This window comes from Psychrobacter sp. UBA6291 (genome assembly GCF_002439405.1).
GTDB classification, from domain to species: Bacteria; Pseudomonadota; Gammaproteobacteria; order Pseudomonadales; family Moraxellaceae; genus Psychrobacter; species Psychrobacter faecalis.
The window spans coordinates 34,778-58,917 of sequence record NZ_DJUD01000033.1; the positions used below are offsets into that span (position 1 = coordinate 34,778).

At 44.5% G+C, this 24,140-nt stretch carries 19 protein-coding genes; 11 read left to right on the forward strand and 8 right to left on the reverse strand.

Annotation, left to right across the window (positions count from 1 at the left end):
• Positions 1 to 46: 46 nt before the first annotated feature.
• On the reverse strand, positions 47 to 2,965 hold the full coding sequence (locus B3R91_RS05610) for a DUF2339 domain-containing protein (protein WP_286796794.1): 2,919 nt from the start codon (positions 2,963 to 2,965) through the stop codon (positions 47 to 49).
• Between the two features lie 322 nt (positions 2,966 to 3,287).
• Positions 3,288 to 4,025: a dienelactone hydrolase family protein gene (locus B3R91_RS05615; protein ID WP_286796795.1), complete on the reverse strand. Its 738-nt coding sequence runs from the start codon at positions 4,023 to 4,025 to the stop codon at positions 3,288 to 3,290.
• A 204-nt stretch (positions 4,026 to 4,229) separates the two neighbouring features.
• Between B3R91_RS05615 and B3R91_RS05620 the strand changes: the two genes are divergently transcribed.
• Positions 4,230 to 4,850: a YcgN family cysteine cluster protein gene (locus B3R91_RS05620; protein ID WP_349681531.1), complete on the forward strand. Its 621-nt coding sequence runs from the start codon at positions 4,230 to 4,232 to the stop codon at positions 4,848 to 4,850.
• Positions 4,851 to 4,958: 108 nt separating this feature from the next.
• Here the strand turns inward: B3R91_RS05620 and B3R91_RS05625 are convergent, their stop codons facing one another.
• Positions 4,959 to 6,251 (reverse strand): DUF4105 domain-containing protein, encoded by a 1,293-nt coding sequence (locus B3R91_RS05625; RefSeq protein WP_200662309.1) that lies wholly within the window; start codon positions 6,249 to 6,251, stop codon positions 4,959 to 4,961.
• A 342-nt stretch (positions 6,252 to 6,593) separates the two neighbouring features.
• Here B3R91_RS05625 and B3R91_RS05630 point away from each other — a divergent pair, with 342 nt between their 5' ends.
• The 5 genes from B3R91_RS05630 to B3R91_RS05650 all read left to right on the forward strand — a co-directional run bounded on the left by B3R91_RS05630 (position 6,594) and on the right by B3R91_RS05650 (position 14,043).
• The gene (locus B3R91_RS05630; protein WP_144297658.1) at positions 6,594 to 7,493 is read left to right on the forward strand and encodes an HlyC/CorC family transporter; all 900 of its coding nucleotides are present in this window, start codon (positions 6,594 to 6,596) and stop codon (positions 7,491 to 7,493) included.
• A 280-nt stretch (positions 7,494 to 7,773) separates the two neighbouring features.
• Entirely contained in the window at positions 7,774 to 9,348 is a 1,575-nt protein-coding gene (gene lnt, locus B3R91_RS05635; protein WP_191692233.1) for an apolipoprotein N-acyltransferase, read from the forward strand.
• A 135-nt stretch (positions 9,349 to 9,483) separates the two neighbouring features.
• A complete protein-coding gene (locus tag B3R91_RS05640; RefSeq protein ID WP_286796796.1) occupies positions 9,484 to 9,921 on the forward strand; it encodes a hypothetical protein in 438 nt (145 codons plus the stop codon).
• A gap of 306 nt (positions 9,922 to 10,227) precedes the next feature.
• Entirely contained in the window at positions 10,228 to 11,793 is a 1,566-nt protein-coding gene (locus B3R91_RS05645; protein ID WP_286796797.1) for a peptide MFS transporter, read from the forward strand.
• Positions 11,794 to 12,225: 432 nt separating this feature from the next.
• Complete coding sequence (locus tag B3R91_RS05650; RefSeq protein WP_286796798.1) at positions 12,226 to 14,043, forward strand: aminopeptidase P family protein; 1,818 nt, start codon at positions 12,226 to 12,228, stop codon at positions 14,041 to 14,043.
• A gap of 115 nt (positions 14,044 to 14,158) precedes the next feature.
• On the opposite strand, the gene B3R91_RS05655 is transcribed toward B3R91_RS05650, so the two are convergent.
• The 3 genes from B3R91_RS05655 to B3R91_RS05665 all read right to left on the reverse strand — a co-directional run bounded on the left by B3R91_RS05655 (position 14,159) and on the right by B3R91_RS05665 (position 18,045).
• Positions 14,159 to 15,034 (reverse strand): hypothetical protein, encoded by an 876-nt coding sequence (locus B3R91_RS05655; protein ID WP_286796799.1) that lies wholly within the window; start codon positions 15,032 to 15,034, stop codon positions 14,159 to 14,161.
• Between the two features lie 139 nt (positions 15,035 to 15,173).
• Positions 15,174 to 16,451 (reverse strand): beta-ketoacyl-ACP synthase II, encoded by a 1,278-nt coding sequence (fabF, locus tag B3R91_RS05660; protein ID WP_286796806.1) that lies wholly within the window; start codon positions 16,449 to 16,451, stop codon positions 15,174 to 15,176.
• A gap of 214 nt (positions 16,452 to 16,665) precedes the next feature.
• A complete protein-coding gene (locus B3R91_RS05665; protein ID WP_286796800.1) occupies positions 16,666 to 18,045 on the reverse strand; it encodes an anhydro-N-acetylmuramic acid kinase in 1,380 nt (459 codons plus the stop codon).
• A 119-nt stretch (positions 18,046 to 18,164) separates the two neighbouring features.
• On the opposite strand from B3R91_RS05665, the gene tyrS reads away from it, so the two are divergent.
• From tyrS to B3R91_RS05685, 4 genes are all read left to right on the forward strand, one after another.
• Entirely contained in the window at positions 18,165 to 19,376 is a 1,212-nt protein-coding gene (gene tyrS, locus B3R91_RS05670) for a tyrosine--tRNA ligase (protein WP_068403761.1), read from the forward strand.
• Between the two features lie 60 nt (positions 19,377 to 19,436).
• Positions 19,437 to 20,018 (forward strand): GNAT family N-acetyltransferase, encoded by a 582-nt coding sequence (locus B3R91_RS05675; protein ID WP_286796801.1) that lies wholly within the window; start codon positions 19,437 to 19,439, stop codon positions 20,016 to 20,018.
• On the forward strand, positions 20,008 to 20,247 hold the full coding sequence (locus B3R91_RS05680) for a DUF1653 domain-containing protein (protein WP_286796802.1): 240 nt from the start codon (positions 20,008 to 20,010) through the stop codon (positions 20,245 to 20,247). Before B3R91_RS05675 ends, B3R91_RS05680 begins: the two co-directional genes overlap by 11 nt.
• A 203-nt stretch (positions 20,248 to 20,450) precedes the next feature.
• The gene (locus B3R91_RS05685; RefSeq protein ID WP_286796803.1) at positions 20,451 to 21,107 is read left to right on the forward strand and encodes a hypothetical protein; all 657 of its coding nucleotides are present in this window, start codon (positions 20,451 to 20,453) and stop codon (positions 21,105 to 21,107) included.
• Positions 21,108 to 21,131: 24 nt separating this feature from the next.
• On the opposite strand, the gene B3R91_RS05690 is transcribed toward B3R91_RS05685, so the two are convergent.
• Positions 21,132 to 21,884, reverse strand: a complete 753-nt coding sequence (locus B3R91_RS05690) for an SDR family NAD(P)-dependent oxidoreductase (RefSeq protein WP_144297647.1) — start codon at positions 21,882 to 21,884, stop codon at positions 21,132 to 21,134.
• Between the two features lie 78 nt (positions 21,885 to 21,962).
• Positions 21,963 to 22,610 carry a uracil phosphoribosyltransferase gene (gene upp / locus B3R91_RS05695; protein WP_068403656.1) on the reverse strand — a complete coding sequence of 216 codons (648 nt, stop codon included), beginning with the start codon at positions 22,608 to 22,610 and terminating at the stop codon, positions 21,963 to 21,965.
• A 402-nt stretch (positions 22,611 to 23,012) separates the two neighbouring features.
• Here upp and B3R91_RS05700 point away from each other — a divergent pair, with 402 nt between their 5' ends.
• On the forward strand, positions 23,013 to 23,579 hold the full coding sequence (locus B3R91_RS05700) for a DNA glycosylase (RefSeq protein WP_349681532.1): 567 nt from the start codon (positions 23,013 to 23,015) through the stop codon (positions 23,577 to 23,579).
• The last annotated feature ends 561 nt before the right edge of the window (positions 23,580 to 24,140 follow it).

A 24,140-nucleotide genomic window follows, 5' to 3' on the forward strand; every position in this document is an offset into this window, starting at 1 on the left:
GTCACCACGTTAACATTTCATTCAACGTAACGCACAGAGCAGACTATTATTCAAACTCGTCTGTTAAATCCTCACGTGCTGGTGGCAATGGCGCTAAATAACCAATGACCAAGATTAAGCTACCCGCACCAAGGAAGGAAATCACTCGCCAAATCGCCTCGGTCTGGGATAAATCAACCAAGACCAGTTTTAACACCACAACTCCCAATAGTCCAATGCCCATAAACCATAGCGTTCGTTGTCCATAGCGGCTGGCGATAATAGTGGCGACCAAAGCAATGAGCGTCCATAAAATGGTTAGTCCCGTTTGTACTTGCTCGCTATTCCAAGCGCCTCCTGTCACGTCGTATAAACCGCCAGTCCATAACGGCGTGCCGATAAATGCGTGCAGCGTTCTAACTAACATGCTAGAGCCTATCCAAAAACTAATCAGCGCTAAGATAATTAACAGCATATCGTTTTTAGGAATGGCTTTTAATAGATTTCTCGAACCTCTACCATGTGGCTGACGGAGTAAATAAACGCCCAAGCCGTAAAACACCACCAGCCATAACGTCACATCATATAAGTTAAATAAAGGAAAGTAGGGCAGTTCCCAAATAATACCATCGTAAGTGAAGTTGGTAAAAATAGCCCAACCTAGTGTGATTGGTACAAATATTTTGGCACTGTCTAATAATGCCTGATGCCAATCAAACCAATAAGGCGCAAATACTGAGGTCGCTGCTCCCGTTTGCGAGTGTGATTGCTTATCATTGTATTGAACCATAGCATGACGCTGTGTACACCATAATCCAGCCAGCATAAAGGCAACCGGAACCAAAATAGTCATGACGCCTTTTGAATCAGGCAAGCCATAATGCATAGCTTCTGCCAATAGGATAATGCCAGCACCAAGCCAGCTCGCGCTATCAAAACTTTTTAACTCCGCTTCTTTATGCCATGACTTTAACCATAGTTGCCCAACGACTAACCAACCTATGAATAAGGCAATAAATATCGGCCAATGAAAGGTTGTCCATTGATGATCAAATTCATACTTTTGTGGCAGTTGAAACAGTAGTGCGGCATAAAATAGCAGCAATAACCCATGGCTAAACTGCCTAATCTCGCGCCACGCATGATAGTGATTGACTGCCTGATAAATAGTTAGGCTGGTTAAGGTGGCCAATCCTAGCAGCGCCGTCGTTGCTAAGCGCCGGCTGGCAAGCCAGTGGTCAAAATCAATCACCAATACGTACAGCAGCCAAACCATTGCAGTAAAGGTTAAAAAGCGACCCAAATTTGGACTGCGCCACATCAAGTTAAACGCCATACTTTGGCTATTGATACTGGTAAGCCATTGCTTAGTAGCGAGTTCACCAATGCCCAAAGCTTTAGTATAGGCAGTCAGCGTATGATTGGCGTTAAGCTGGTTGTTGGCGTCATCAATAGGCGAGTTGCTGGCGCGTAAGATAAACATCGTAGCTAGATAGCTGAGCGCCGAAATCGTCAACGCCAACGTTGGATAATCTTTGATCGTAAAGACCACAGTTATCATCAGCATCGCGATACTGAGCAGCTGCAGTAACAACCCAAACAATACTGACCATGCACGTAGTGAGCGCCGTCCAAACCATACCAAGGCCAGCCCTTGTACCGACCAGCCAAAGGCAATCCATTCTGCATCAAGTGCCAGCGGAATCACTAATGCTAAAAAGCCAAACCCTAACGCCAGCATACCTTCAGTAATCAGAGCATAGCGCTGACTGCGTTTAATAAAGCGCCAACCAAGACCCAGATAAATCATCGCTAAAATAGCACTAACAATGGTCAACGCATGATGAATATCCTGCAATAAGGCAGAAAATAAGCCAAATGCCAATATCGGCACGGAGAATAACAGACCAATATCGATAGGGAATACATAGCTAGAACGTCGTTCTTCAACATTAGCCACGTTCATAATAGCTTCATTGTCATCGTTATAAGCAATGATTTGTTGCGCGTAGCGAATCACCACAAATAAATACAGAATGAGATGTAGGGCAACCAGTACCACCAATGACCAACGCTGATTATCAATAATTACCGTTACGTTCTCTGTCAGTCCCCAATAATAAGCCAGCCCAAACGTGACTCCTGACCCAAAAATATTGAGCACTTTCCACGGACGATAATGAGCAATTACTGCAATAGTCACGTTTAGTAATAAGTAATAGCTAAACAAAACCGTCAAGCTGCCTGTATCCTGACTGGTCAATATAGGCGCAAAAAAGCCGCCCGATAATGCCAGTAATGCCAAAGGAAAGGCGTTTTGACGGACGGCTAAAACGACGGTAAGTGCTGATAATAAACCAAGTCCTATAAAGCTTGGTAGACTTGCCAGCACTTGATAAACGCTATAGGCAAAAAAGGTGGTTAGATAAGCAATCGCCAATCCTGCGCCTTGCAAAGTGATGCCGTAAGCAAAGCGGTTTTTTACTAATTTTAATCCTAAAGCTGCTAACCCTAAACCGAGGACGCCTATGGCAATGAGTTTAAAGGCGATGGGTATTTCAATATAGTCGCTTAATAAGCGCAGTAATAACACCACCCCAACGAGCAACACCAATACCCCAACGCGCACTACTAAGTTGCCGCCAAAAAACCAGTTTTGCATAGAGTGAATAATGGAGGTGACGATAGGCAAGGAGCGCTCGTCTGGCTCTATCGTTGTAACGGGGGTTCTCGATTTTGTCGATTCTGCTGGTTTTAGCTTTAAGCCGAGGTTTTCTTCTATGGGTTCGGCGCTAGCGTCAGCGGCTGTAACCAAATCTACTGCTGCTAACGGTATCGGTGGCGGCATTGATGACCGCAAGGTTGGAGAGGTGTCAGGCACTGATGCAAATTGACTTTCTTGATCGCTATTTATATCGGCGTGAGAAGATTTTGCTGTCGTTGTGTCCTGTTTTTGCCGTTTAAGCTCAGCTTGCAGCGCTGTCATATCATGACGCAACTGTCTAATTTGTTGGCTTATCCTCGCGTACAGGATGATCACCACGATCAATAAAGCCATAAAAGCCAGCCAGCCCAGCTGATTTATCAATAGATATAACATCCTCGTCACTCAATCCCACTTATAATAGAGTGATGATGACGTTATTTGCTCATAAGCACAAGATTGGTCATGGTAGTTATTGTGTATAACGACTAAAAACAGGGGTCGCTTTCTGAGAAAGTGACCCCTGTTTTTCGTCTTATACTTTGTATTAACACTCGTTATAGTGAGCGTTTATACAACTTGATTGATGATATCTTTAAAATTATTAACCAAGATTGGCTTTCATAAATTCAAGCATGTTGTCCCAGCTTTGCTTAGCAGCGGTTTCGTTGTAGCCAAGGTCAACGTCGTTTTTGGCCGCGCGTTCATCGGCGTGCGGATTGGTAAAGCCATGTTTGGCACCGTCATAGACATCAATCGTGTAGTCAACATCGGCAGCATCTAGCTCTGATTTTAGACCTTCGATTGCCTCCATTGACACCATCGAATCATCACGGCCGTGAGCGACCAATACTTTGGCTTTGAAGTTTTTATCGGCTGGCTGTTTTGCTGATGGGTTGCCATGGAAAGTAGCAACCGCTTTTAATGGCATACCTTCACGCGCCATATCGAGCACCACTTTACCGCCAAAACAATAACCAATCGCCGCTAAGTTATCGCGATTAACCGCCAGTTGGTCACCAAAGTCATTGAGTATTAAGCGGCAACGTGCCATTAGCATGTCTTGATCAGCAAGTACTTGCTCCATCCACATATTGGCCATCGACGCGTCGCTGGTCAGCTTGCCTTCACCGTAAACGTCCATCGCCACCGCTGCATAGCCTGCTTTTGCTAAGCGCTCAACGACGGACTTTGGATGATCGACCACGCCCCACCATTCTGGCGCCACCAAAATACCTGCTACTGGATTGTCCTCTGAGGCAGATTCTGGCAGCGCCACATAGCTGATAAGCTCGACGTTGTTTTCGGTAGTGCTGATCAATTCAAAAGTCTTAATTGACATATTATTGTCCTTTTTTTATGTTATGAAGGGGATTTTATAAATGACTGTTTTATAGATGACTGTTTTATAAATGCTTGTTTTATAAGTGTTAACTGTCCGTATTTTGCTTCATTCTTTTATTTACTTCTCCTACCTTAACGCCCAAGTTCGCCAAAAACAGCTATAATACTGTAACGCTCTTTATCAAAATGCTACGGCGACTTTATGACACTCAATTTGTTCAATCAATCTGGATCTCAATTAGCATCCGCTCTAGATTCCAAAACAACAACTGATTCAGATTCAGCGACGCCATCTGCTGTGCGCTTATTTCCTCACAGCCAAAACAATGCTAATGATCTATTGCGTCCGCAGTTTTGGTCACGTTTTGCGCTGTCAGAGCTAAACCATAGCGAATGGGAAGCGCTATGCGATGGTTGCGGTAGCTGTTGCCTAATCAAGTATATCGACGATGACAATGTCAGCGATGACCATAGTCATGAAGCAGAAATGGTTGAATATACCGATGTCACCTGCCAGCTGATGGATTGCGCGACCGGTTACTGCAAGCATTACGCCACCCGCCAAGAGCATGTGCCGGACTGTATTCAGCTAACTATGGAGAATTTGCCGCAGATGATGTGGCTGCCGTCGCACTGTGCTTATAAGCGCTTGTATAAAGGACAAGATTTACCAAGTTGGCATTTGTTATTGACGGGAGATGCGGTGGCAACTCAGCAGCAGATGCGCGCTGCCAATGTTGGCGTAGCAGGGCGCTGTATTTCTGAGATTGGCATGACAGATGAGGAGATGGAGGAGCGGGTGGTAAATTGGGTCCAGCCTTAACCTAACTTTTTTTATAAAGGGTTTAATCTATGTTTATGCTTAATGAACAATGGGTTTAACGTCGCAATACCGCTTTGGAGAGTAGCTGCACCTCTTCGAAAACCTCAGCTATTCTTTAGATTCCTGCGCGGCAGATTTGGCGCTCGCTTCCGCATCGGCTTGTGAATCTGCCAGTGGCGGGATAGGAATATCTTGCCGAATTTGCTTGGAGAACTCGCGGCTATTGATAGCGCTAGTTCCTGCCAAATTATCAAAGCCGCGAACCTTTGGATTGATATGGGTGCGCTCGTACCACGTGTCCATTGACCAAGGCTGACCGTCTTTTTCAGGGTTGGCGTCGAGCATGCCAACGTCGTATAAGTAGTTTGGTAGCCAGCCCGATACCCAAATCCGATAATCCCATGGCAAGCGGTCGCCACTGACGATACGCGCCATATAAAAGATAATATTGGTACAGTTGCTCATCAACGTGTTGTACCAAGTTGGTTTGGCATTCAATTCATCGGCGGCAGTTAAGTAAGACTCAAATAACGACTTGACCTCGTGCTGTTGTAGATTGCTGACCGGAAACAGATAAACTTGCTCACCGCGAGCATTACTGCGAGTATAAATGATATCGCGCTCTTCAGCAGCAATCAGGCTCAGCTCAAAACGCCTAAAAAACCCTGCCAATGCCGAAAACGACTCGCCTTCTTCTTTACGAATCTCAAACGAGAAGGCGAGCGGCCTATCATCTTCAAAGCGAAAACTGACCAAAGTATGCGCAATCAGCGGCCCCATCCAATAGGAGTTGGTCACATCGACGCCAGAGAGTTTTGACATATCAATGGTGCGCGTGTCCCAATGTTCAGTCGCTTCTTTATCGGTACGCCAATCAAAGTTTCGCACATTGGTGAGCGTGACTAAGTCAGGGTTGTTGGCATCGCGGCTATAAGTAACTCTTTCGCTGACTTCCGCCATCCAGTCGCGGTCTTGTTTGGGCTCGATAGAAAAAAACCAGCCCAAACCAATAAACCAAACTGCCCCATATAAACCAATGAGCCATTTAACGGCTACTTTTTTATCTGGCGCTGCTGAATTATTTGATGGCTGATTACCTCGATTTTTTGGAGTTTTTGACCAATGCCTTTTTGTTGCATAAGCGGCATTAGCCAGCGCCGCTAAAATGCCGATTATAACAAGGGTCGTAAGCCAAGTAATCGGTGAGCGTATGCCAAACTGATACCAAATTGCCATTAACAGCCAAATAGCAGATAGGAGCAACGTAGTAACGATTAAAACCTGCGCGAGGTAATAGCGCCAAGTTCGCTTTTGCTGGCGATCATGAGCTGCCCCATGCTCTAAGCGATTGCTGTTTGAAAGCGGCGAGAGCAGGCGAGAAAAAAATGCACGTAGCGACATAGGTTTGACTTTGAGGAATGAAGGCTTTGACCATAGCAAAGTTTGCAACACACTGACAATACAATTTGAGTGAATTTGTCGTTGAATGTCCGTAAGCCTTGCGATAAAGTGAAACCTATTAGGCTAGTCTATTTTTATCTATACTTATATAGTTGTCATTTATCGCTATGATAGGATTTGTATGGATAATTTGATCTTTATTTAAATATTTTGACTACTGCCTAAATATAAAGTCGCTGTTTTATTTGCTATTTTAATCCCCATTTAGGTTTAAGATTTTAATTGCTATTCACTATTTTCTTTGATTACTGCTATTAACTAAAGAGGTTAAATCACATCATCATGTCCGAAGACGCTCCAAGCCCGAGTAGTTGGTCGATGCGCGGCTTAAAACGCTGGCTATCGACCGCCCCCGAAACCCGTGATGAACTGATACGTTTGGTGCAAGACTCGCGCCAGTTCTTAGAACCCGATACTGTGGACATGTTGGAAGGCGTCCTTGATTTGCCTGCCACCCAAGTTCGCGAAATTATGACCCCGCGCCCGCAAGTGATTGGGCTGCACGAAAGCGCTAGCTTAGCTGAAGTGATGGATATCATTCTTGAGACCACACACTCGCGCTATCCGGTCTTTGATAGCCAAGACGATGATGCCGTTATCGGTATTCTATTGGCAAAAGACTTGATTCCTATCCTCGTACACATGGTGCGCGATCAAGAAGATAAAATTGGCAGTCAACGTTTACGAGACTTGGTGCGTCAGCCGCTTTATATCAGCGAAACGGCGCGCTCTGATACTTTGCTACGCTCATTACAGCGCACCCAAGTGCATATGGCGATTGTCGTCGATGAGTTTGGGAATTTTGCTGGTGTGGTAACGATGGAAGATTTGCTCGAAGAAATCGTCGGCGATATCGTCGATGAGCATGATGACTTCGATGAAGACAGTGATATCAATAATATCGTCGCCGATCCTGAAAGACCAAATACGTGGCGCGTGCAAGCATCGACAGTGATTGAAGACTGTAACGATGAGCTTGGCGCCCACTTTGATGATACCGATGTTGATACTATGGGTGGTTTGGTCATGCAAGCGCTCGGTCATGTTGGTGATTTGGAAGGGGAGAGTGTGGTGATAGACGATTGGCAAATTACCATTACCGATGTTGAAGGGCGCTTTATTCAAAATCTTGAGCTGTCTAAAATCAATGCTGACCAGCAAATATTAATAGGTAGCCATTAATTTATTGATGTTTATCACTTAATCTTGGCACTTAAAGATCAGCTCGGCATTTAAATATAAAAAAACACGATTGCGGTCGTGTTTTTTTTGCTTTTAAAATCGGTATTTTGCAACGCAATGTTACCTATTGATTGATTTAGACTGGTATCATGGGCAGGTTTAATTTTTGAGCGCTGTATTGAGCAGCTAACGATTGGCTATCAATCCAGCGCTCACCGAATAAATCAAAGTTAATATTTAAGCTTTAAACGACTGAAAAATAAGGTTTTGGATAACTGCTATGCGTCTGTCTACTGTGGATTTGCAAAAACGTCTAAACCCCGATAAGCCCAAGGGCTTGCCGCTGGTGTTGACCATATTGATTGCGTGGCTGGCAGGCGCAGTGTTTATCTTTGCTCTCGCGCCGTATGGTTTTTGGCCGGTGGCGTTGGTGTCGCCTGCTATTTTGTATGCCTTACTGATGCCTGATATGACGGGCAAGCGTGCTTTTGTTATCGGTCAAGCTTATGGTACTGGGCTTTGGTGCGTCGGGGCATTTTGGCTGTATACCTCAATCCATGTCTATGGCGATACGCCAGTGTGGCTAGCGCTAATTATGATTGCGCTGATGGGCCTTGGTATGGGCTTGTTTCATGGCTTTTTGGCGCTGATTTTTAATCGTGTCGTCGGTAAACAGCCGTTATCCTTTGCTGCGCTTTGGGTATTGCAAGAGTGGATGAAAACGTGGCTATTTACCGGTTTTCCGTGGTTATTTGTCGGTTATGCCTTTACCGAGCAGTATTGGCTATCATCATTAGCGCCCGTTGCTGGCGTATTTGCGGTGTCTTTCGTGGCAGTATTATTGGCGGCAAGTTTGGTTGAGCTATTGCGTCGCCGCGGCGGTTATATGATTCCTACTGCCGCGCTGCTTATTGTCAGCTGCGCATTATGGTTGCTAAATCCGCAATGGACAAAACCAAAGGGCACGCCTGACTTGTCGGTATCATTAATCCAAGGGAATATTCCGCAAGATTTAAAATGGCTGACCGAATATCAGGTAGAAACGCTAAAAATCTATGCCACCCTGTCCAGTACCGAATGGGGCAGCGACATGATCTTGTGGCCAGAGTCTTCCATTCCCATGTTTCAAGATGAAGCGCTAGGTTTTATCAGTGAAGTGGTCAAAGTGGCCAAAGAAACCGATACCACGTGGGTCACTGGCATCCCTTATAAGGATACCGCAGCTTTTGATGCCAAGACCGATAAATACCCGCCGTTTTATAATAGTGTCATTGCTTTAGGTGCGGACGCTGAAGGGCTATATAAAAAGCAGCGTTTGGTACCCTTTGGCGAATATATCCCCTTTGAGGGCATGCTAGATATCTTGCCTAACCTTGCTGGCAGTCAAGATATCATGAGCTATAGTCGCGGCAGTGACGATCAATCACCGCTGCGCGTGCGTGGTCATAACTTGGGCGCAGCGGTTTGCTATGAAGTTGCTTATCCTGACACCACGCGCAAAAACGCCATCAATACTGACTTTTTATTGACCATTTCTAACGATGCGTGGTTTGGTAGCTCGGCAGGTCCGCTCCAGCATCTGCAAATGGTCCAGATGCGCGCGCTTGAAAACGGCCGCTGGTTTATGCGTGCCACCAATACTGGCGTGACGGCTATTATTGACCATAAAGGTCATATCGTGAAGCGGGCGCCGCAGTTTGAGCGCACCGTTTTACGCGGAAATGTGCAAGCACGCGTTGGCAATACGCCTTATATGCGCGCGGGTAATTATCCTATTTTAATCATTATTGCGCTTCTGCTATTATTAAGCTATCTTGGCAAGCGTGCGACCCCGCAGAGACGTTTGGTCAAATAAAAAAATACCCATAGGCTTTGGTTGTAAGTTTTTTCGCTAATAAACCCTTTAAATCGTTAAGGGTTTTCACAAATCGATATAAATTGCGATATAATAGGCCAATATTTTAAATATTTTGTGCAAGGTGGATAAGGTATGTCAGAACATATTGTCGAAAACAATCCCAAGAAAGAGTTCCTATTTGCTTTAGGCGGTGTTGCCTTATTTTTAGGTATCGTCTTATTAATCGGCATTTCTGGCTATTTGCGTCCAGCAGGCGAGCATATCACTGCTGAGAGCACCGAAGCGACTGCTGAAACAGAAGCAACTGCTACAGAAGCCGCGCCTGCTGCGACAGCGGAAGCTGCCGATACCGACGCAGCTGCTACTGCAACACCAGCGGATGCTACGGTAACGCCAACCGATACTGATGGTACGGTCGTTGCTGCTGAATCTGGCACCGCAACTGCTGAGGGTACTGTCAATCAAGCCGCAGTCCCTGATGATGCTAACTTGACAGCAGAAGAAGCCGATGCGGATTTGGATGGTGGTGAGGGTGCAGAGTTAACGCATACTTGGAAAACTGAAGAGTAAGCTTGTGACCTAAGTATTTTGTTATAAAAACAAATACTTGTATAAATATAGTCAGATACCCGTAATTAAATACAACTGTTGTGACGATACTTTATTCTAAGAGTGAAAATACTCTAGAAGCTAACATTAAAGACCTGTGCTTGGTTAACTGAGCACAGGTTTTTTTGTAGGTATTTGTGTAATTATTGAATAACTTTTTCTTTACTTGACCATAACCAAGTGAAACAATAATGCGCCTATGTGACCGCTTAGCAAAATAAACAGGAGTTTGGTCGTCATTACAGTGGTCTTTAAAGGAATAAAGTTATGACCAGAGACTCAAAAGTAAATGTTAGTGAAGCTGAATTGTCAGCACTGGATAATGGGTTTATGGGGCACCCAAAGCCACTACGCCCGCTGTTTTTTACCGAAATGTGGGAACGCTTTTCTTATTATAGTATTCGTCCGTTATTAGTACTGTTTATGGTCGCGACCGTTGGCAGCGGTGGTTTTGGCTTTGATGAAGTCACTGCCTCTGCTATTTATGGTATTTTCGCCGGTTCATTATATCTGGCGGCGGTACCGGGGGGTTGGCTCGCTGATAACTGGCTTGGTCAAGAGCGTGCCTTATGGTGGGGCAGCGTGATTATCGCCCTCGGTCATTTATGTATTGCGCTCTCCGCCATATTTGGCATGACGCTATTTTTTGTCGGTTTGATATGTATTGTATTAGGGTCAGGTTTATTTAAAACCTGTATTTCCGTCATGGTAGGCGCTTTGTATAAAAAAGGCGATGTGCGCCGTGATGGTGGTTTTACCTTGTTTTATATGGGGATTAATATTGGCGCGTTATTGGCCGCGCTCATCGTTGGAGTGTTTAAAGAAAAAGGCATGTGGCACGCAGGTTTCGGCGTTGGTGGTATCGGTATGCTGATATCACTTCTGATTTACCGCTTTTCTGCGCAAAAAACCTTGACCCACTATGCCCAAGCCAAAAATATAAAACCTGAGTGGGAATACGCCAATGACCGTTATAAAAATATCGGTCGCTGGGTAATCGGTTTCTTGGTGTTATTGGCAACGGCTGTGGTTTTGGTAGCAAGTGGCATGTTACCGTTTAATCCTGAAATGGTCGCCGAATATATGACTTATATCATCGCAGCAGTGGTGATAGGCTATTTTGCGATTATGTTTGTCTCACCTCGTCTTGATAAAACCGATAAGCTGCGCCTACTGACTTGCTTTATTTTAATCATCGGTTCGACACTATTCTGGTCAAGCTTTGAGCAGCAACCAACCTCGTTTAACCTATTTGCCGATCGCTATACTGACTTGAACGTCTTAGGATTTGAGATACCGAGTATTTGGTTCCAATCATTAAACCCGTTGTTTATTTTATTGCTGGCGCCCATTGTTAGTATTGTTTGGATCAAGCTTGCCAATCGTGGCCTTGAGCCAAATAGTATGGTTAAGTTTGCACTGGGTATGTTGCTGACCGCGGCAGGCTTTTCGTTGATGATATTTGCCTCAAAAAGTATTTTGACCAGTGATGGTGCACTGGCCTCACCTTTATGGTTAGTGGGCAGCTTATTACTGCTAACACTTGGGGAATTGGCGCTCAGCCCTGTCGGGTTGTCTGCGATGACAAAGCTTGCGCCAAAAGGTATGCAGGGGCAAATGATGGGACTTTTCTTTGCTTCTGTCGCCATGGGCAACTTGGTCGCTGCGTTCTTTGGTGGTCATGTTTCTGCGGACAAAATTGAAGGCTTACCGACATTATTTACCACCATGACCGTCTTTTTGGTAGTGACCGCAGTGGTGTTATTGGTACTGGCAAAACCTATCAATAACATGCTGGTAAAAAGTGAGCAAGCCGATAAAGCGGCTCAGTAAATAAAGCGTTAAGTGGATGGTGAAGATTAATTAAGCCTATTTAGCTTATTTATAGTAGCAATCGTCCCTATAAACGCCCAAAGATAAGACGTGTTACCATAATCGGTAGCACGTTTTATTGTTTCAATCAGTGAGTTATTTCTCTGTCGCCGTTGAAAGCCTGCTGTCTGCCCAAACATCTAGAGATGCGCTGCTTTAATACTATTATTAAACTACTATTACTAAGCTGAAATTAATAATAGCTCGGCTAAACGCCTAAACACTCTTACTCATTTATATAACTATCATTCTAAAAATAGTAAACCCTTTATAGGCAAATAAAGGCTTCACGTAATACTGATGAATTTATTTGCCTCAATAAGACGGCTACTCATAGTCGCCTCACAAGCGTTTTTTTAACTCTCATTTTTAAAAGCAATAAGGACACCTTTCATGAATAAACAACACATCCACGAGCGTATTGATAGTCTACGCCAAACGCTTGCCGCACAAGATTTAACGGCGATTATCGTACCGTCAGCAGACCCGCATTTGTCTGAGTACTTGCCAGAATATTGGCAAGCGCGTCTATGGTTATCAGGCTTTACAGGTTCGGTTGGTACACTGGTCGTTACCGCTGAATTTGCTGGCCTATGGACAGACAGTCGCTACTGGGTACACGCCGCGCATCAGCTAGAAGGCACAGGTATTACTTTGGAAAAACTGGCTCCTGGTCAGCCGAATCATATCGATTGGCTAGCGCAAAACTTAACCGAAGGCGATAGCGTAGCGGTGGATGGCAATGTATTGTCTATCGCTGAGCAAGACAGATTGCTCGATGCGTTTGATGCCAAAGATATTACTTTAATTACTGAGCGCGATGTATTGACCGACATATGGAGCGAGCGTCCAGCATTGCCATCAGCACAGCTCTACCAACACGATGCGCAATTTATCGATCAGCCCGCCAGCTCAAAACTTGCTGCCGTGCGCGCAGGTATGGCGAAGGCAGGCGCAAGCCATCACTTGCTGTCAAGCTTAGATGATATCGCTTGGTTGACCAACTTACGCGGTGCGGACGTTGATTATAATCCGGTATTTTTAGCGCATATGCTCATTAGCGAAGATAAAGCGACCTTGTTTGTTGATAATAATAAAGTCAGTAGCGAGATTGAAAAAGCGCTAAAAGACAGCGGTATCACGCTTGCAGATTATGATGCGGTACAAGAGGCATTAGCTACCTTAACGCCAGAAGATATATTATTGTTAGACCCAAGCAAAGTGGCGGTCGGCACGCTATCAAAAATGGCCGACGATGTGGGCTTTATCGAGCAAATGGCGCCAAGTACGTTACTCAAATCAGTGAAGTCTGCGGCGGACATCGAGCATGTACGCGAAGCCATGCGCCAAGATGGCGCGGCGTTAAGTGAGTTTTTTGCGACATTTGAAAAACGCCTAGCAGACGGTGAGCGTTTGAGTGAGTTGGATGTCGACAGTATGCTCATCGAAGTCCGTAGTCAGCAGCCGCATTATGTGTCGCCAAGCTTTCCAACCATCGCAGGCTTTAACGAAAATGGCGCTTTGCCGCATTACCGTGCGACGCCAGAAAAATTCAGCTACCTTGATGTCGCTGAGGGCGAGGGCGGCTTATTGCTCATTGACTCAGGTGCGCAATATCAAAACGGCACCACCGATATCACCCGCGTGGTCGGTATTGGCAAAGTAAGTAGCGAGCATAAACGCGATTTCACCACCGTGCTTAAAGCCCATATCGCGTTAGCAAGAGCGCATTTCCCTGATGGTATTGCTTCACCGCTCATCGATGCGATTTGCCGTGCACCCTTGTGGCAAGCACAGATGGACTATGGTCATGGTACCGGTCATGGCGTTGGTTATTTCTTAAACGTCCATGAAGGCCCGCAGGTCATTGCTTATAGTGCCAGTACGCCAAAAGAACGCGCGATGAAAGAAGGGATGATATCTAGTAATGAGCCGGGTTTATACCGCGAGGGTAAATGGGGTATTCGTATCGAAAACTTGGTGGTCAATACGCCGGTTGCGAATCCGACTGAGACTGAGTTTGGACAATTCCTAAACTTTGAAACCATTACTTACTGCCCAATCGATACACGTTTGATTGAGCCTGCACTATTAACCCAGATCGAGATTGATTGGCTCAATGATTATCATAGCCAAGTCTATGCCGAGCTAAAAGATCGCGTTAAAGGTGCGGCACTCGAGTGGCTAACCGAGCGTACAAAAGCTATCTAAGGCAAAAGCTTATATTCTTGCATTGAAGATATTAAAAAGCCCCGTCAATATCGATGGGGCTTTTTAGTGTCTAGTTATACAAAGGAATTCCTAATTTGAATCAGGTTTTTTATCGCTAATGAATATTTTTCTTAGCGATATTCTCATTACTTTTAATAGTAGTGGCGGTGTCAGGTTCGGTTAAATGCTGTGCCAATTCAGCCCGTAACCAAGATTTTAAATTCTCAGAAATTTGCATCATTTGCTCGCTTAAATAGTCATCGACATGCATCTCAAGCTCGCGAATTAATTCTGGGTGACTCGCGCCAAGTTTAGTATCTTTTAAAGACAAAGGAATAGCAGCGTCTGAAACGGCTTTATCGATAACGGTTTTCATATTATGATCGTTTGCGCCATTTGTCACATTTGCAATATTAGCAGGTTCTTGAATGGATTTTTTATCAGTGTCAGTAGCAATTTTCGTAGCATCCGTTTTAGTAGCTTCCAGTTTGTCTACTGCGTCAGTGTCATTTTTACTAGTAATATTTTTACTACTAGCATTGTCATCAACACTGGTAGCTTGTTTATGAGCTGGCTGCTCATTGTGCTGTTGCTCTTGTTTCGCCGCTTCTGCTGCCCTTAATGTTTCATCTTCTTTCTGCTTAGCGTCTACTGCTGCTTTTGCCTGTTTTTCTTTTTCTAAACGTTCTTTTTCTAAACGTTGTTCTTCTTCCAAACGCTCTTTTTCGGCAGCGGCGCGCTCTTTTGCTTGTTTTTCGGCAATGGCTTTGGCAATCGCTTGTTCGGCTTCATGATTTTCATAAAGAGTATCAAGATGGGCGTCTAAGTCATGAGTGCTAAAAACAAAGGTTTCAAATGGCGTGTCGTGTTGTAAGAGGGTAGTGATATCGGTAAGTTCTTGGATGATAGAGGCGCGTACAGGGTCTGGCGCACACGTCCAGCGCTGATAAAACTGATGGGAAAATGAGTAGCTTGACATGGTATCTTCCATAAATGTTGCATAAAATTACCCCTTATCATACGCAAGTACGATAAGGGGCTGCAAGTGGTCAAACGTAGCAAATCTGACACCAAGGTTACAACGGCTAAAATAATAGTTATTTAGCATTTTTAACGTTGTTTTAGGCGTTTTAGCTTGATGGTTGCACCGGCCAACGAGCGAATATAAGCGACCCATTGGTGCCACCAAAACCAAAGCTATTGGAAACTGCATATTGCAGATTATCAACTTTACATGATTGATTGGCGACGTAATCGAGATTGCAGTTGTCTTCAACATTATCCAAGTTAATGGTCGGCGGTACCTGCTGATGTTGCAGGGCAAGCACAGTAAAGATAGCCTCGATGCCACCAGCGGCACCCAATAAATGACCAGTCATCGATTTGGTCGAGCTGACCAAAATGCTGTCTTTAACGGGCGCAAAAACGGTTTCGATCGCGATAGATTCGGCAACATCACCCGCAGGGGTACTGGTACCGTGGGCATTGACGTAGCCAACGACGGCAGGCTCAATACCGGCATCGTTTAGGGCGTTGCGCATGGCGCGCGCTGCACCGCTACCATCTTCTGGTGGCGCGGTAATGTGACTGGCATCGTCACTCATGCCAAAGCCAACCAGCTCAGCAAGTATCGTTGCGCCGCGCGCTTTGGCGTGGGCAAGGCTTTCAAGGACGATGACACCCGCGCCATCACCGAGCACAAAGCCATCACGCTCTTTATCAAACGGACGCGAGGCTTTGGTTGGCTCATCATTACGAGTTGAGAGGGCATGCATCGCCCCAAAACCTGACATTCCAAGCGGGCTTGAGCCTTTTTCACTCCCACCTGCCAGCATCACATCGGCATCGCCATAGGCAATCAAACGCGCAGCAAGCCCGATAGCGTGGGTCGCGGTGGTACAGGCAGTCGAGGTCGCCAGGTTTGGACCTTGTAAAGTGTGTTTAATAGCGACCAAACCTGCAGCCATATTAACGATAGAACCTGGAATGATAAAAGGCGAAACCTTCATAGCGCCTTTGTCACGTAGGGTATCACGGCTGTTTTCAATGGTTTGGATACCGCCAATGCCTGACCCTAAAATCACGCCAAAGCGCTCTTGCTCGACATCTTGTACAGGTGCATCAGCTGCGCTAATTTCATCGATAAAACCCGCGTCTTTTAACGCCATAGCCGAAGCTGCAACGGCATAATGTATAAACTCATCATAGCGGCGCGCGTCTTTAGCATTCATATATTGCTTGGCGTCAAAATCCTTGACCACGCCCGCAATTTGCGCCCGATAGTCGGTTGCATCAAAATGAGTAATGGGCGCGATACCGCTCTCGCCATTAAGTAGACGCGTCCATGAGCTTGCGACATCTAATCCTAAAGGTGTCACCGCACCCATACCCGTCACCACCACACGCATCTCGTCTGGGCGCTCATAATGGGGCGGCTTTTGGCGCGGGTTTTGCTGGATAGGGGCAGCATTAGAGTCGGCGGCTTGCGCGTTTGGTGAACTGCTATGTTGGCTCATGCGATATATCCTGTACGTACGATCCTAAAAAGAAGGTATTTTAACCGTCATTATAAAACACATTAGTGCACGTATGTAAACTAAAATTTAAACAATTAAAGGCTTATTAAGCAAAACAAACTTGACCCAATACCACGCCTTTACTTGCGCCAGTGACCGCTGGTAAGTTACCAGTTTCCCCCATTAAGGTTTGCCGTGCCAACCATGCAAAGGCGACGGCTTCGACCCAAGCGGGGTTTAGTCCCAAGCTGGCAGTAGTTTCTACTTTGCAGTGAGGTAAATGCGCCTGCAAGCGAGTCATCAAGTAATCATTTAAGGCACCGCCACCGCAGACATAAACCGAGCTATTTTCTTTGGCTTTAATAAACATATTGATTTGCATACTGGCACTCATCGCCGTCAGCTCGGTCAATGTTGCCTGTACATCGGCTGACGAATAGCGAATATGGGCAGAGGCTTGGTCAAATTTTTGCAGCTCGCTTTGTAGCCATGCTAAGTTAAAGTCCTCGCGCCCTGTGCTTTTCGGATAGGTTCGCGCAAAAAATGGATGTTCTATCAGTTGGTTAAGTAGCGGCTCAACGACTTGTCCTGACTGCGCCCATGCGCCGCCAGCGTCATAATCTTTATCCGTATGCAACGCCGTCCACGCATCGAGTAATAAATTGGCAGGACCGGTATCATAACCAATAATTGGACTATTATTAACAAGAGCATCATTAGCAGGATTAGCGTTAATAAGGTTAGCATTGGCTGGCAAAACGGTAATGTTGGCAATACCGCCCAAATTTAATAACACCCGTGTGCTATCAGGCGTGGCAAACAAGGCTTGATGAAAGGCAGGTACTAAAGGCGCGCCTTGACCACCAACGGCCATATCGCGGCGGCGAAAGTCGCTGACCACGCTAATACCAGTACGCTCGGCGATGATATTGGCATCGAGCAGTTGCAAACTAAAGCCCATTTGTGGACGATGGCGCACCGTTTGACCATGGCAGCCTATCGCCAGCACCGACTCTACATCGGTATTGGACTGCTGCAATAAATTATTGACCACGTCGCTGGCAAATTCAGCGTATTCTTTACTTGCCCAGCCAAACCAGTCTAATTCGCTACTAGGCTCTCCCATCGTTGGCGTTAATTCTTGAACGCCATTTGGCTGACAAAGTGCCAATAAAACCTCACGCAGGCGTGGCGGAAAATCTTGGCTGATAGAAGCTAATAGCCGTAGCGGTTGTTGGATATTTTCTTCACCACCGAATTGACAAAGCACCGCATCCATACCATCCAAGCTGGTGCCAGACATCATGCCGATATATAAGCCATCATCGAAGTTCTCAAATACCGTTTGCTCAAGCGCATCGGTCAAGGTGGCATAATTCAAATCGTCATCTAAAGTTTTGTCCAAAGTGTTATTTAAATTATCGTCATAATTGATAGTTGAATCAGTATTATCATTAGTATCAGCAATCGATGCAGGGTTGGTCATGGCAATTTACCTTAAAAAACGCTAGTATATCTCTCAAATTCTAACATCTTTTACGGGCTACGAAATTCTAATTGGCCCAAACGCGTTACCCTTTAAATAAAGACAATAAAGAGAGCATCATGACCACCCAAACTTACACCCTAGAAGAACAACTTGCCCTGATTCAGCGCGGTACACAAGAAATCCTATCGGAAGACGATTTGGTTAAAAAGTTAAAACTGAATCGCCCGCTGCGTATCAAGGCAGGCTTTGATCCCACAGCGCCTGACTTACATTTGGGTCATACCGTGCTGATTAATAAGCTGAAGCATTTTCAAGACTTGGGTCATGAAATTTATTTCCTAATCGGTGATTATACCGCCAAGATTGGCGACCCTTCTGGCAAAAACAGCACGCGTCCGCCTTTGACCGATGAGCAAATCAAAGTCAATGCACAGACTTATGCGGAACAAGTTTTTAAGATTTTGGATAAAGAAAAAACCAAGATTGTCTTTAACTCTGAATGGTTTAAAGACATGTCAGCGGGTGATATGATTCAGCTTTCTAGCCAATTGACCGTTTCACGCATGCTAGAGCGTGATGATTTTTCTAAACGCTACGCGGCGCAAACGCCCATTGCTATCCATGAGTTTTTATACCCATTGGTGCAAGGCTATGACTCTATCGCGCTAAAAGCCGACGTCGAGCTGGGCGGTACTGACCAAACCTTTAACATTTTGATGGGACGTACCTTACAAGGTCGTTATGGTCAAGAGCCGCAAGTTTGTATTACCGTGCCAATCTTAGAAGGGCTAGACGGCGTTAATAAAATGTCTAAGTCACTCGGCAATTACGTCGGTATTTACGATGCGCCGGGCACCATGTACCAAAAACTGCTGTCGATGCCAGATACTTTAATCCGTCGCTACTTTGAATTTTTAAGCTTTAAGCCGATGGAGGAAGTTGAGGCGTTAATGGCAGAGATGGAAAACGGTCGTAACCCACAAGAAATCAAACGCATTCTTGCTGAAGAATTAATCGAACGTTTCCATGATGCGGACGCTGCTGCTAATGCGCACAAGTCAGCGGGTAACGTATTGGCTGATGGTGAACTGCCCGTTGATTTACCAGAAGTGACGTTAGAGTTAGAAGGGCAGGACGCATTATTTATCACGCAAATCCTAAACCAAGCAGAGCTTGCCAAAAATAGCTCATCGGCTAAAGACATGATTAAACGTGGCGCGGTAAAAGTAGATGGCGAAGTGGTCGATGCAGGCTTTAGCTTAACCTCTGGTCAGACAGTCGTTATCCAAGCAGGCAAAAAGGCTTATGCGAAAGTGACGGTTGCTTAGTTAAGACATTGAGCTAGGTAACGAGAGTTTCTAAGTTTATTATGGCTTAAGGAGAGATAGATGTTAGACCTTCCTACGTTATCAAGTAACGGCATTATTCTTAAGCCATTGATGTTAACTCATACTAATGATTTAACCCAAGCTTGCCAAGATGGTGAGCTATGGAAAATAAACGTGACTTCAGTACCAGAGCCAGACAAGGTTATTGACTATATCAATACGGCCGCATCAATGCCTGATAGAAAAGCTTTTGTGGTTATCGATAAATTAAATGGTAAAGCGATTGGCTCAACGAGTTTTCATGATATTTTACCAAATAGCAAGCGCTTAGAGATTGGCTATACCTGGTATGCTAAATCGTATTGGCGCACGCATGTCAATACCACCTGTAAGCTTATGCTACTCACTTATATATTTGAAACATTGAATTATCAAACCGTAGGTTGGCGCACAGATATTGACAATCATCGCTCACAACAAGCCATTGAGCGTTTAGGTGCTAAAAAAGATGGCGTGATTCGAGGTAATCGAGTGCGCCGTGATGGTGTTATTTCGGATACAGTGATGTATAGCATGTCAAAAGATGAATGGCCTAAACATAAAACCAAGTTAATAGAGAAGCTAGCTAAGCATGGAAAATAATAATTTTAGTAGCGTCGCCCAAGGCATTTACCGCCATTATAAAGGCAATCTTTATCAGGTGTTGCATACCGCGCAGCATTCAGAAACCGAAGAAGCGCTAGTGGTTTATCGCTGTCTATATGGCGAGTATGGCGTTTGGGTTCGACCATTAACCATGTTTACAGAAACCGTTGAAGTTGATGGTAAAGAAGTACCACGATTTAAGTTGGTTAAAGCCTTAGCGGATTGATATCTCGAAATGTTTAAAATTTATTGCACAAATTAAAAGCGACCCGTTAAGGTCGCTTTTTTTATATAAATAAAGCGGACAAATAAATCCAAGCACACAATATGTGCTGCTATTCGATAGCAAATGACTGTAATAGGAAACGTATATAATAGATACTATATGTACTAAATAATAGTTTCACTGTTTAATAAGGATATTAGCGTATGGGCAAGTTAACTTTAGCATTGCTTGATAGCAGCTTATATCCACAAAGCTGGCAGCAGCAAACATTTACCAGTCCGCCCGCGCTATTGCTAGCCATGCTCATGACAGAGAATATGCCAGATGCCGAAGCATTTACAAAGCAATTATTAGCCAATGGTGTTTATCAAGATTGGATAAATAGCAGCGTGTTTGGCCGCTATCTACACCGTAATTTTACGGCGTTTTATCGACAAACAGAAGACAGTTTTAATACCGATATGCCAGCGTTATTTCGCCGCGAGCTTATGCGCCACGCCCAGTATTTACCATTAGAACAGGTATCATTTTTTGCAGGTGATTTAGCAAAAAGCGTGCGTCAGACAAAGGTGTTAATCTCAACGCTCAATCCTGCCACCGCGATTATTGATGCTCAAAAGGTAAGTGCAAAATCTACCATCAATAATCCGACCATAATTATTAATCAGATAGTAATTAAAGGTAAGCAAGTTTTAGGATTTCCGATACGTCACAATAAACGTACCAGCGAGCGCACGCGTAATGAGGTATTGATTTTGGGTTTTCAGGAATTGCGCCTGATCAATGAAGAGAATGTCATAGCCAAAAAACGAAGCAACATAGAGGCGACTATATTGCTTCGATCTTATGAATTACGTTAATAAACCGAATGGTCGGCTAAACCTTTATGAATCTTGCTTAGCAATCGTTAGACCGTTGTAGGTTTGCGCAACCGGCATGACTTCTAAACGGTTGACGTTAATATGGGCAGGCGACTCAATCAGCCATAACAAGATATCGCCAATATCATCACCGGTCATGGTTTTAAAGCCGTCGTAAACTTGAGCGGCTTTATCGTCATCGCCATGATAGCGCACGTTTGAAAATTCGGTGCCCGCGACATTACCCGGTTCAAGATTGGTCACCCGTACTTGCGTACCGATTAAGTCAGCGCGCAGATTTAAGCTAAATTGTTTGACAAAAGCTTTGGTCGCGCCATAGACGTTACCACCAAAATAAGGCCAACTGCCCGCAATTGAACCAACATTAATAATATAACCGCTATCGCGTGCGACCATGGCTGGCAAGACAGCATGAGTCAATGCCATCAAACCTTTAATATTGGTATCAATCATACGTATCCAATCATCAAGACTGGCGTTGTGCGCAGGCTCGGTGCCGAGTGCCAGTCCAGCGTTATTCACCAAGACATCGATTTGTTTAAAGTCAGCCGGCAAGTCAGCAATGATTTGTGGAATAGACGCCGTGTCACTGACATCCATGACCACAGGTAAAAATGCCTCGCCCAACGTATCTGCCAACGCATTCAATTTGTCTAAGCGTCTGGCACAGCCAATCACGCGATGACCATTGGCAACCAAACGCTCAGCTAATGCTTTACCGAAACCAGCGCTTGCCCCTGTAATCAATACGTTCATCTTATATCCTTATCATTGATGTTCTGTACATGTGTCATGGTTTATAACGCCAGCTTGTTTTGGTTTAAAGGCGTTGTCTTACTTGTTAAATAACTGCTTACCAAAGATTTTATCGCCGGCATCGCCAAGACCGGGAATGATATAGCCATGCTCGTCTAAATGGCTATCGAGTGCGGCAGTATAAATGGTCACATCAGGATGGGCTTCATTCACCAAACGCACGCCTTCAGGCGCGGCAACCAAGACCAATGCCTTGATATTGGTACAGCCATTTTTCTTGAGCATCTCGATGGTTGCAACCATTGAGCCGCCAGTCGCTAACATTGGGTCAATGATAAGTGCTGGGCGTTTGTCCATATGGCTGACAAATTTTTCAAAAAATGGCACAGGCTGCAAGGTTTCTTCGTCGCGCTGTAAACCGACGACAGAGATTTTCGCCGTTGGGATTAAATCGAGCACGCCGTCGAGCATACCGATACCAGCCCGCAAAATAGGAACGATAGTCACAGTTTTGCCCGAAATTTGCTCACCAGTGATTTCACCACACCAGCCTTGCATCGGGAAGCTTTCGATTTCAAAGTCACGGCTCGCTTCATACGCCATCAAGCGCGCAAGCTCTTTGGTTAGGGTGCGAAATTTATAAGTACTACAGTCTTTTTCACGCATAAGGCTGAGTTTATGACGGACTAACGGGTGATCAATAACGGTGATTTTTAAGTCATTCATAAGGTCTCTCTTGATTTTTCGCTGATGCTTGCGCAGTTACTGCGGTTGCTATTAGTAATAAAGATACAAACACTTACTGCACTTCAACCCTATACCTAGACCATCAATAGTAAGCTTAATGCTTTAATAAAAAAGTAAGCCAAAGGCACTTATAACAAGGTTAGTTTTATTTAAGCAAACTATGTTCGACTATAATAACGCCCTAACAAATGAAGTAGTGTTCAGGCTTGCTATGATAACAAAAAAACAGCTTTTCTGATGAAGAATCTTATGACTACACAACCATCCCATACCCATGATAATACTGATAAATTGGCTACCAACTCGTTATTGTTCGACACTCGCGCCGCAGAAGTAGAAACCCATCCGTTCGGTCCAGTGTTACCGCCGAATGCTACCGTGATGATGATGGGTACTTTTCCACCGACTGCTGATAAATGGGCAATGCGCTTTCACTACCCGAACTTTTATAATGATATGTGGCGTATCTATGGCAGTGTGTTTTTTGATGACGTTGATTATTTCAGAGTAGGCGATGAAAAGCGTTTTGACCCTGAGCGTATTCGTGCCTTTATGTTCGAGCGCGGCATTGCCTCTTGTCCTACCGTCACTCAAGCTATCCGCGAGACTGGTAATGCTTCTGATAAAAACCTCACTGTTGTCACCCCCGTTGATTTAGATATTATCTTGCCACAAGTACCAAAGGTTGAAACCTTATTTACCACGGGCGGCAAAGCCACTGAAGTGCTACTCAATTTATTAGCTGAGCCACCTGCCAAATCCAAGTATCCGAAGACCAATCAAAGTATGGATTACCCTTATGAATGGCAAAATGATAATAATAAAAAATCCAATGTAAATAATCTTACCTTATATAGGTTGCCTTCAACCTCACGCGCCTATCCTTTAGCGTTAGATAAAAAAGTCGCTGCTTATAAGGATTTCTTTAAAAAGATAGGTAAACTATAAAAGCGTTATGTATAAAAGAGGATTATATAGACAGCTTCCATATAGAAGAAATAAGCGATTTTAAGCAAAAAAGGCAGTCTATGATAAACGTAAAATTATTTTCAACCCTAACTGACTGATAAATAAACAGTATTAATGACAAGGTCAGATGATCGTTAAAATAGCGGATAAACCCCCTTGACCCTCTACTAAAAGCGCGTATAATGCCACCCAGTCGAAAGGGAAGGGCGTTTAGAAAGTGTTTTGGCACTGAATAAACATCCATTAGCGAGAAAGAACACATCAAACTACTACTAAGTAGGCTGGTAAAAATTTCAAACTAAATAAAAATAACTTCTTGACTAATTAAAATAACCGTCTATAATACGCACCTCATTAGGGAGAACCGGAATAACTTATATGTGAATTACATATAACCAACCTGGCTAACCCATTGAAACAAATTATAAAAAAGCTTGACAAACCAAATCATCATGATATGATAGTCGGCTCGCTAGATAGGATAAGTTATTGACTTAGGCTGACTAGCAAAGAGAAAAACCCTATATAATCAACTACTGG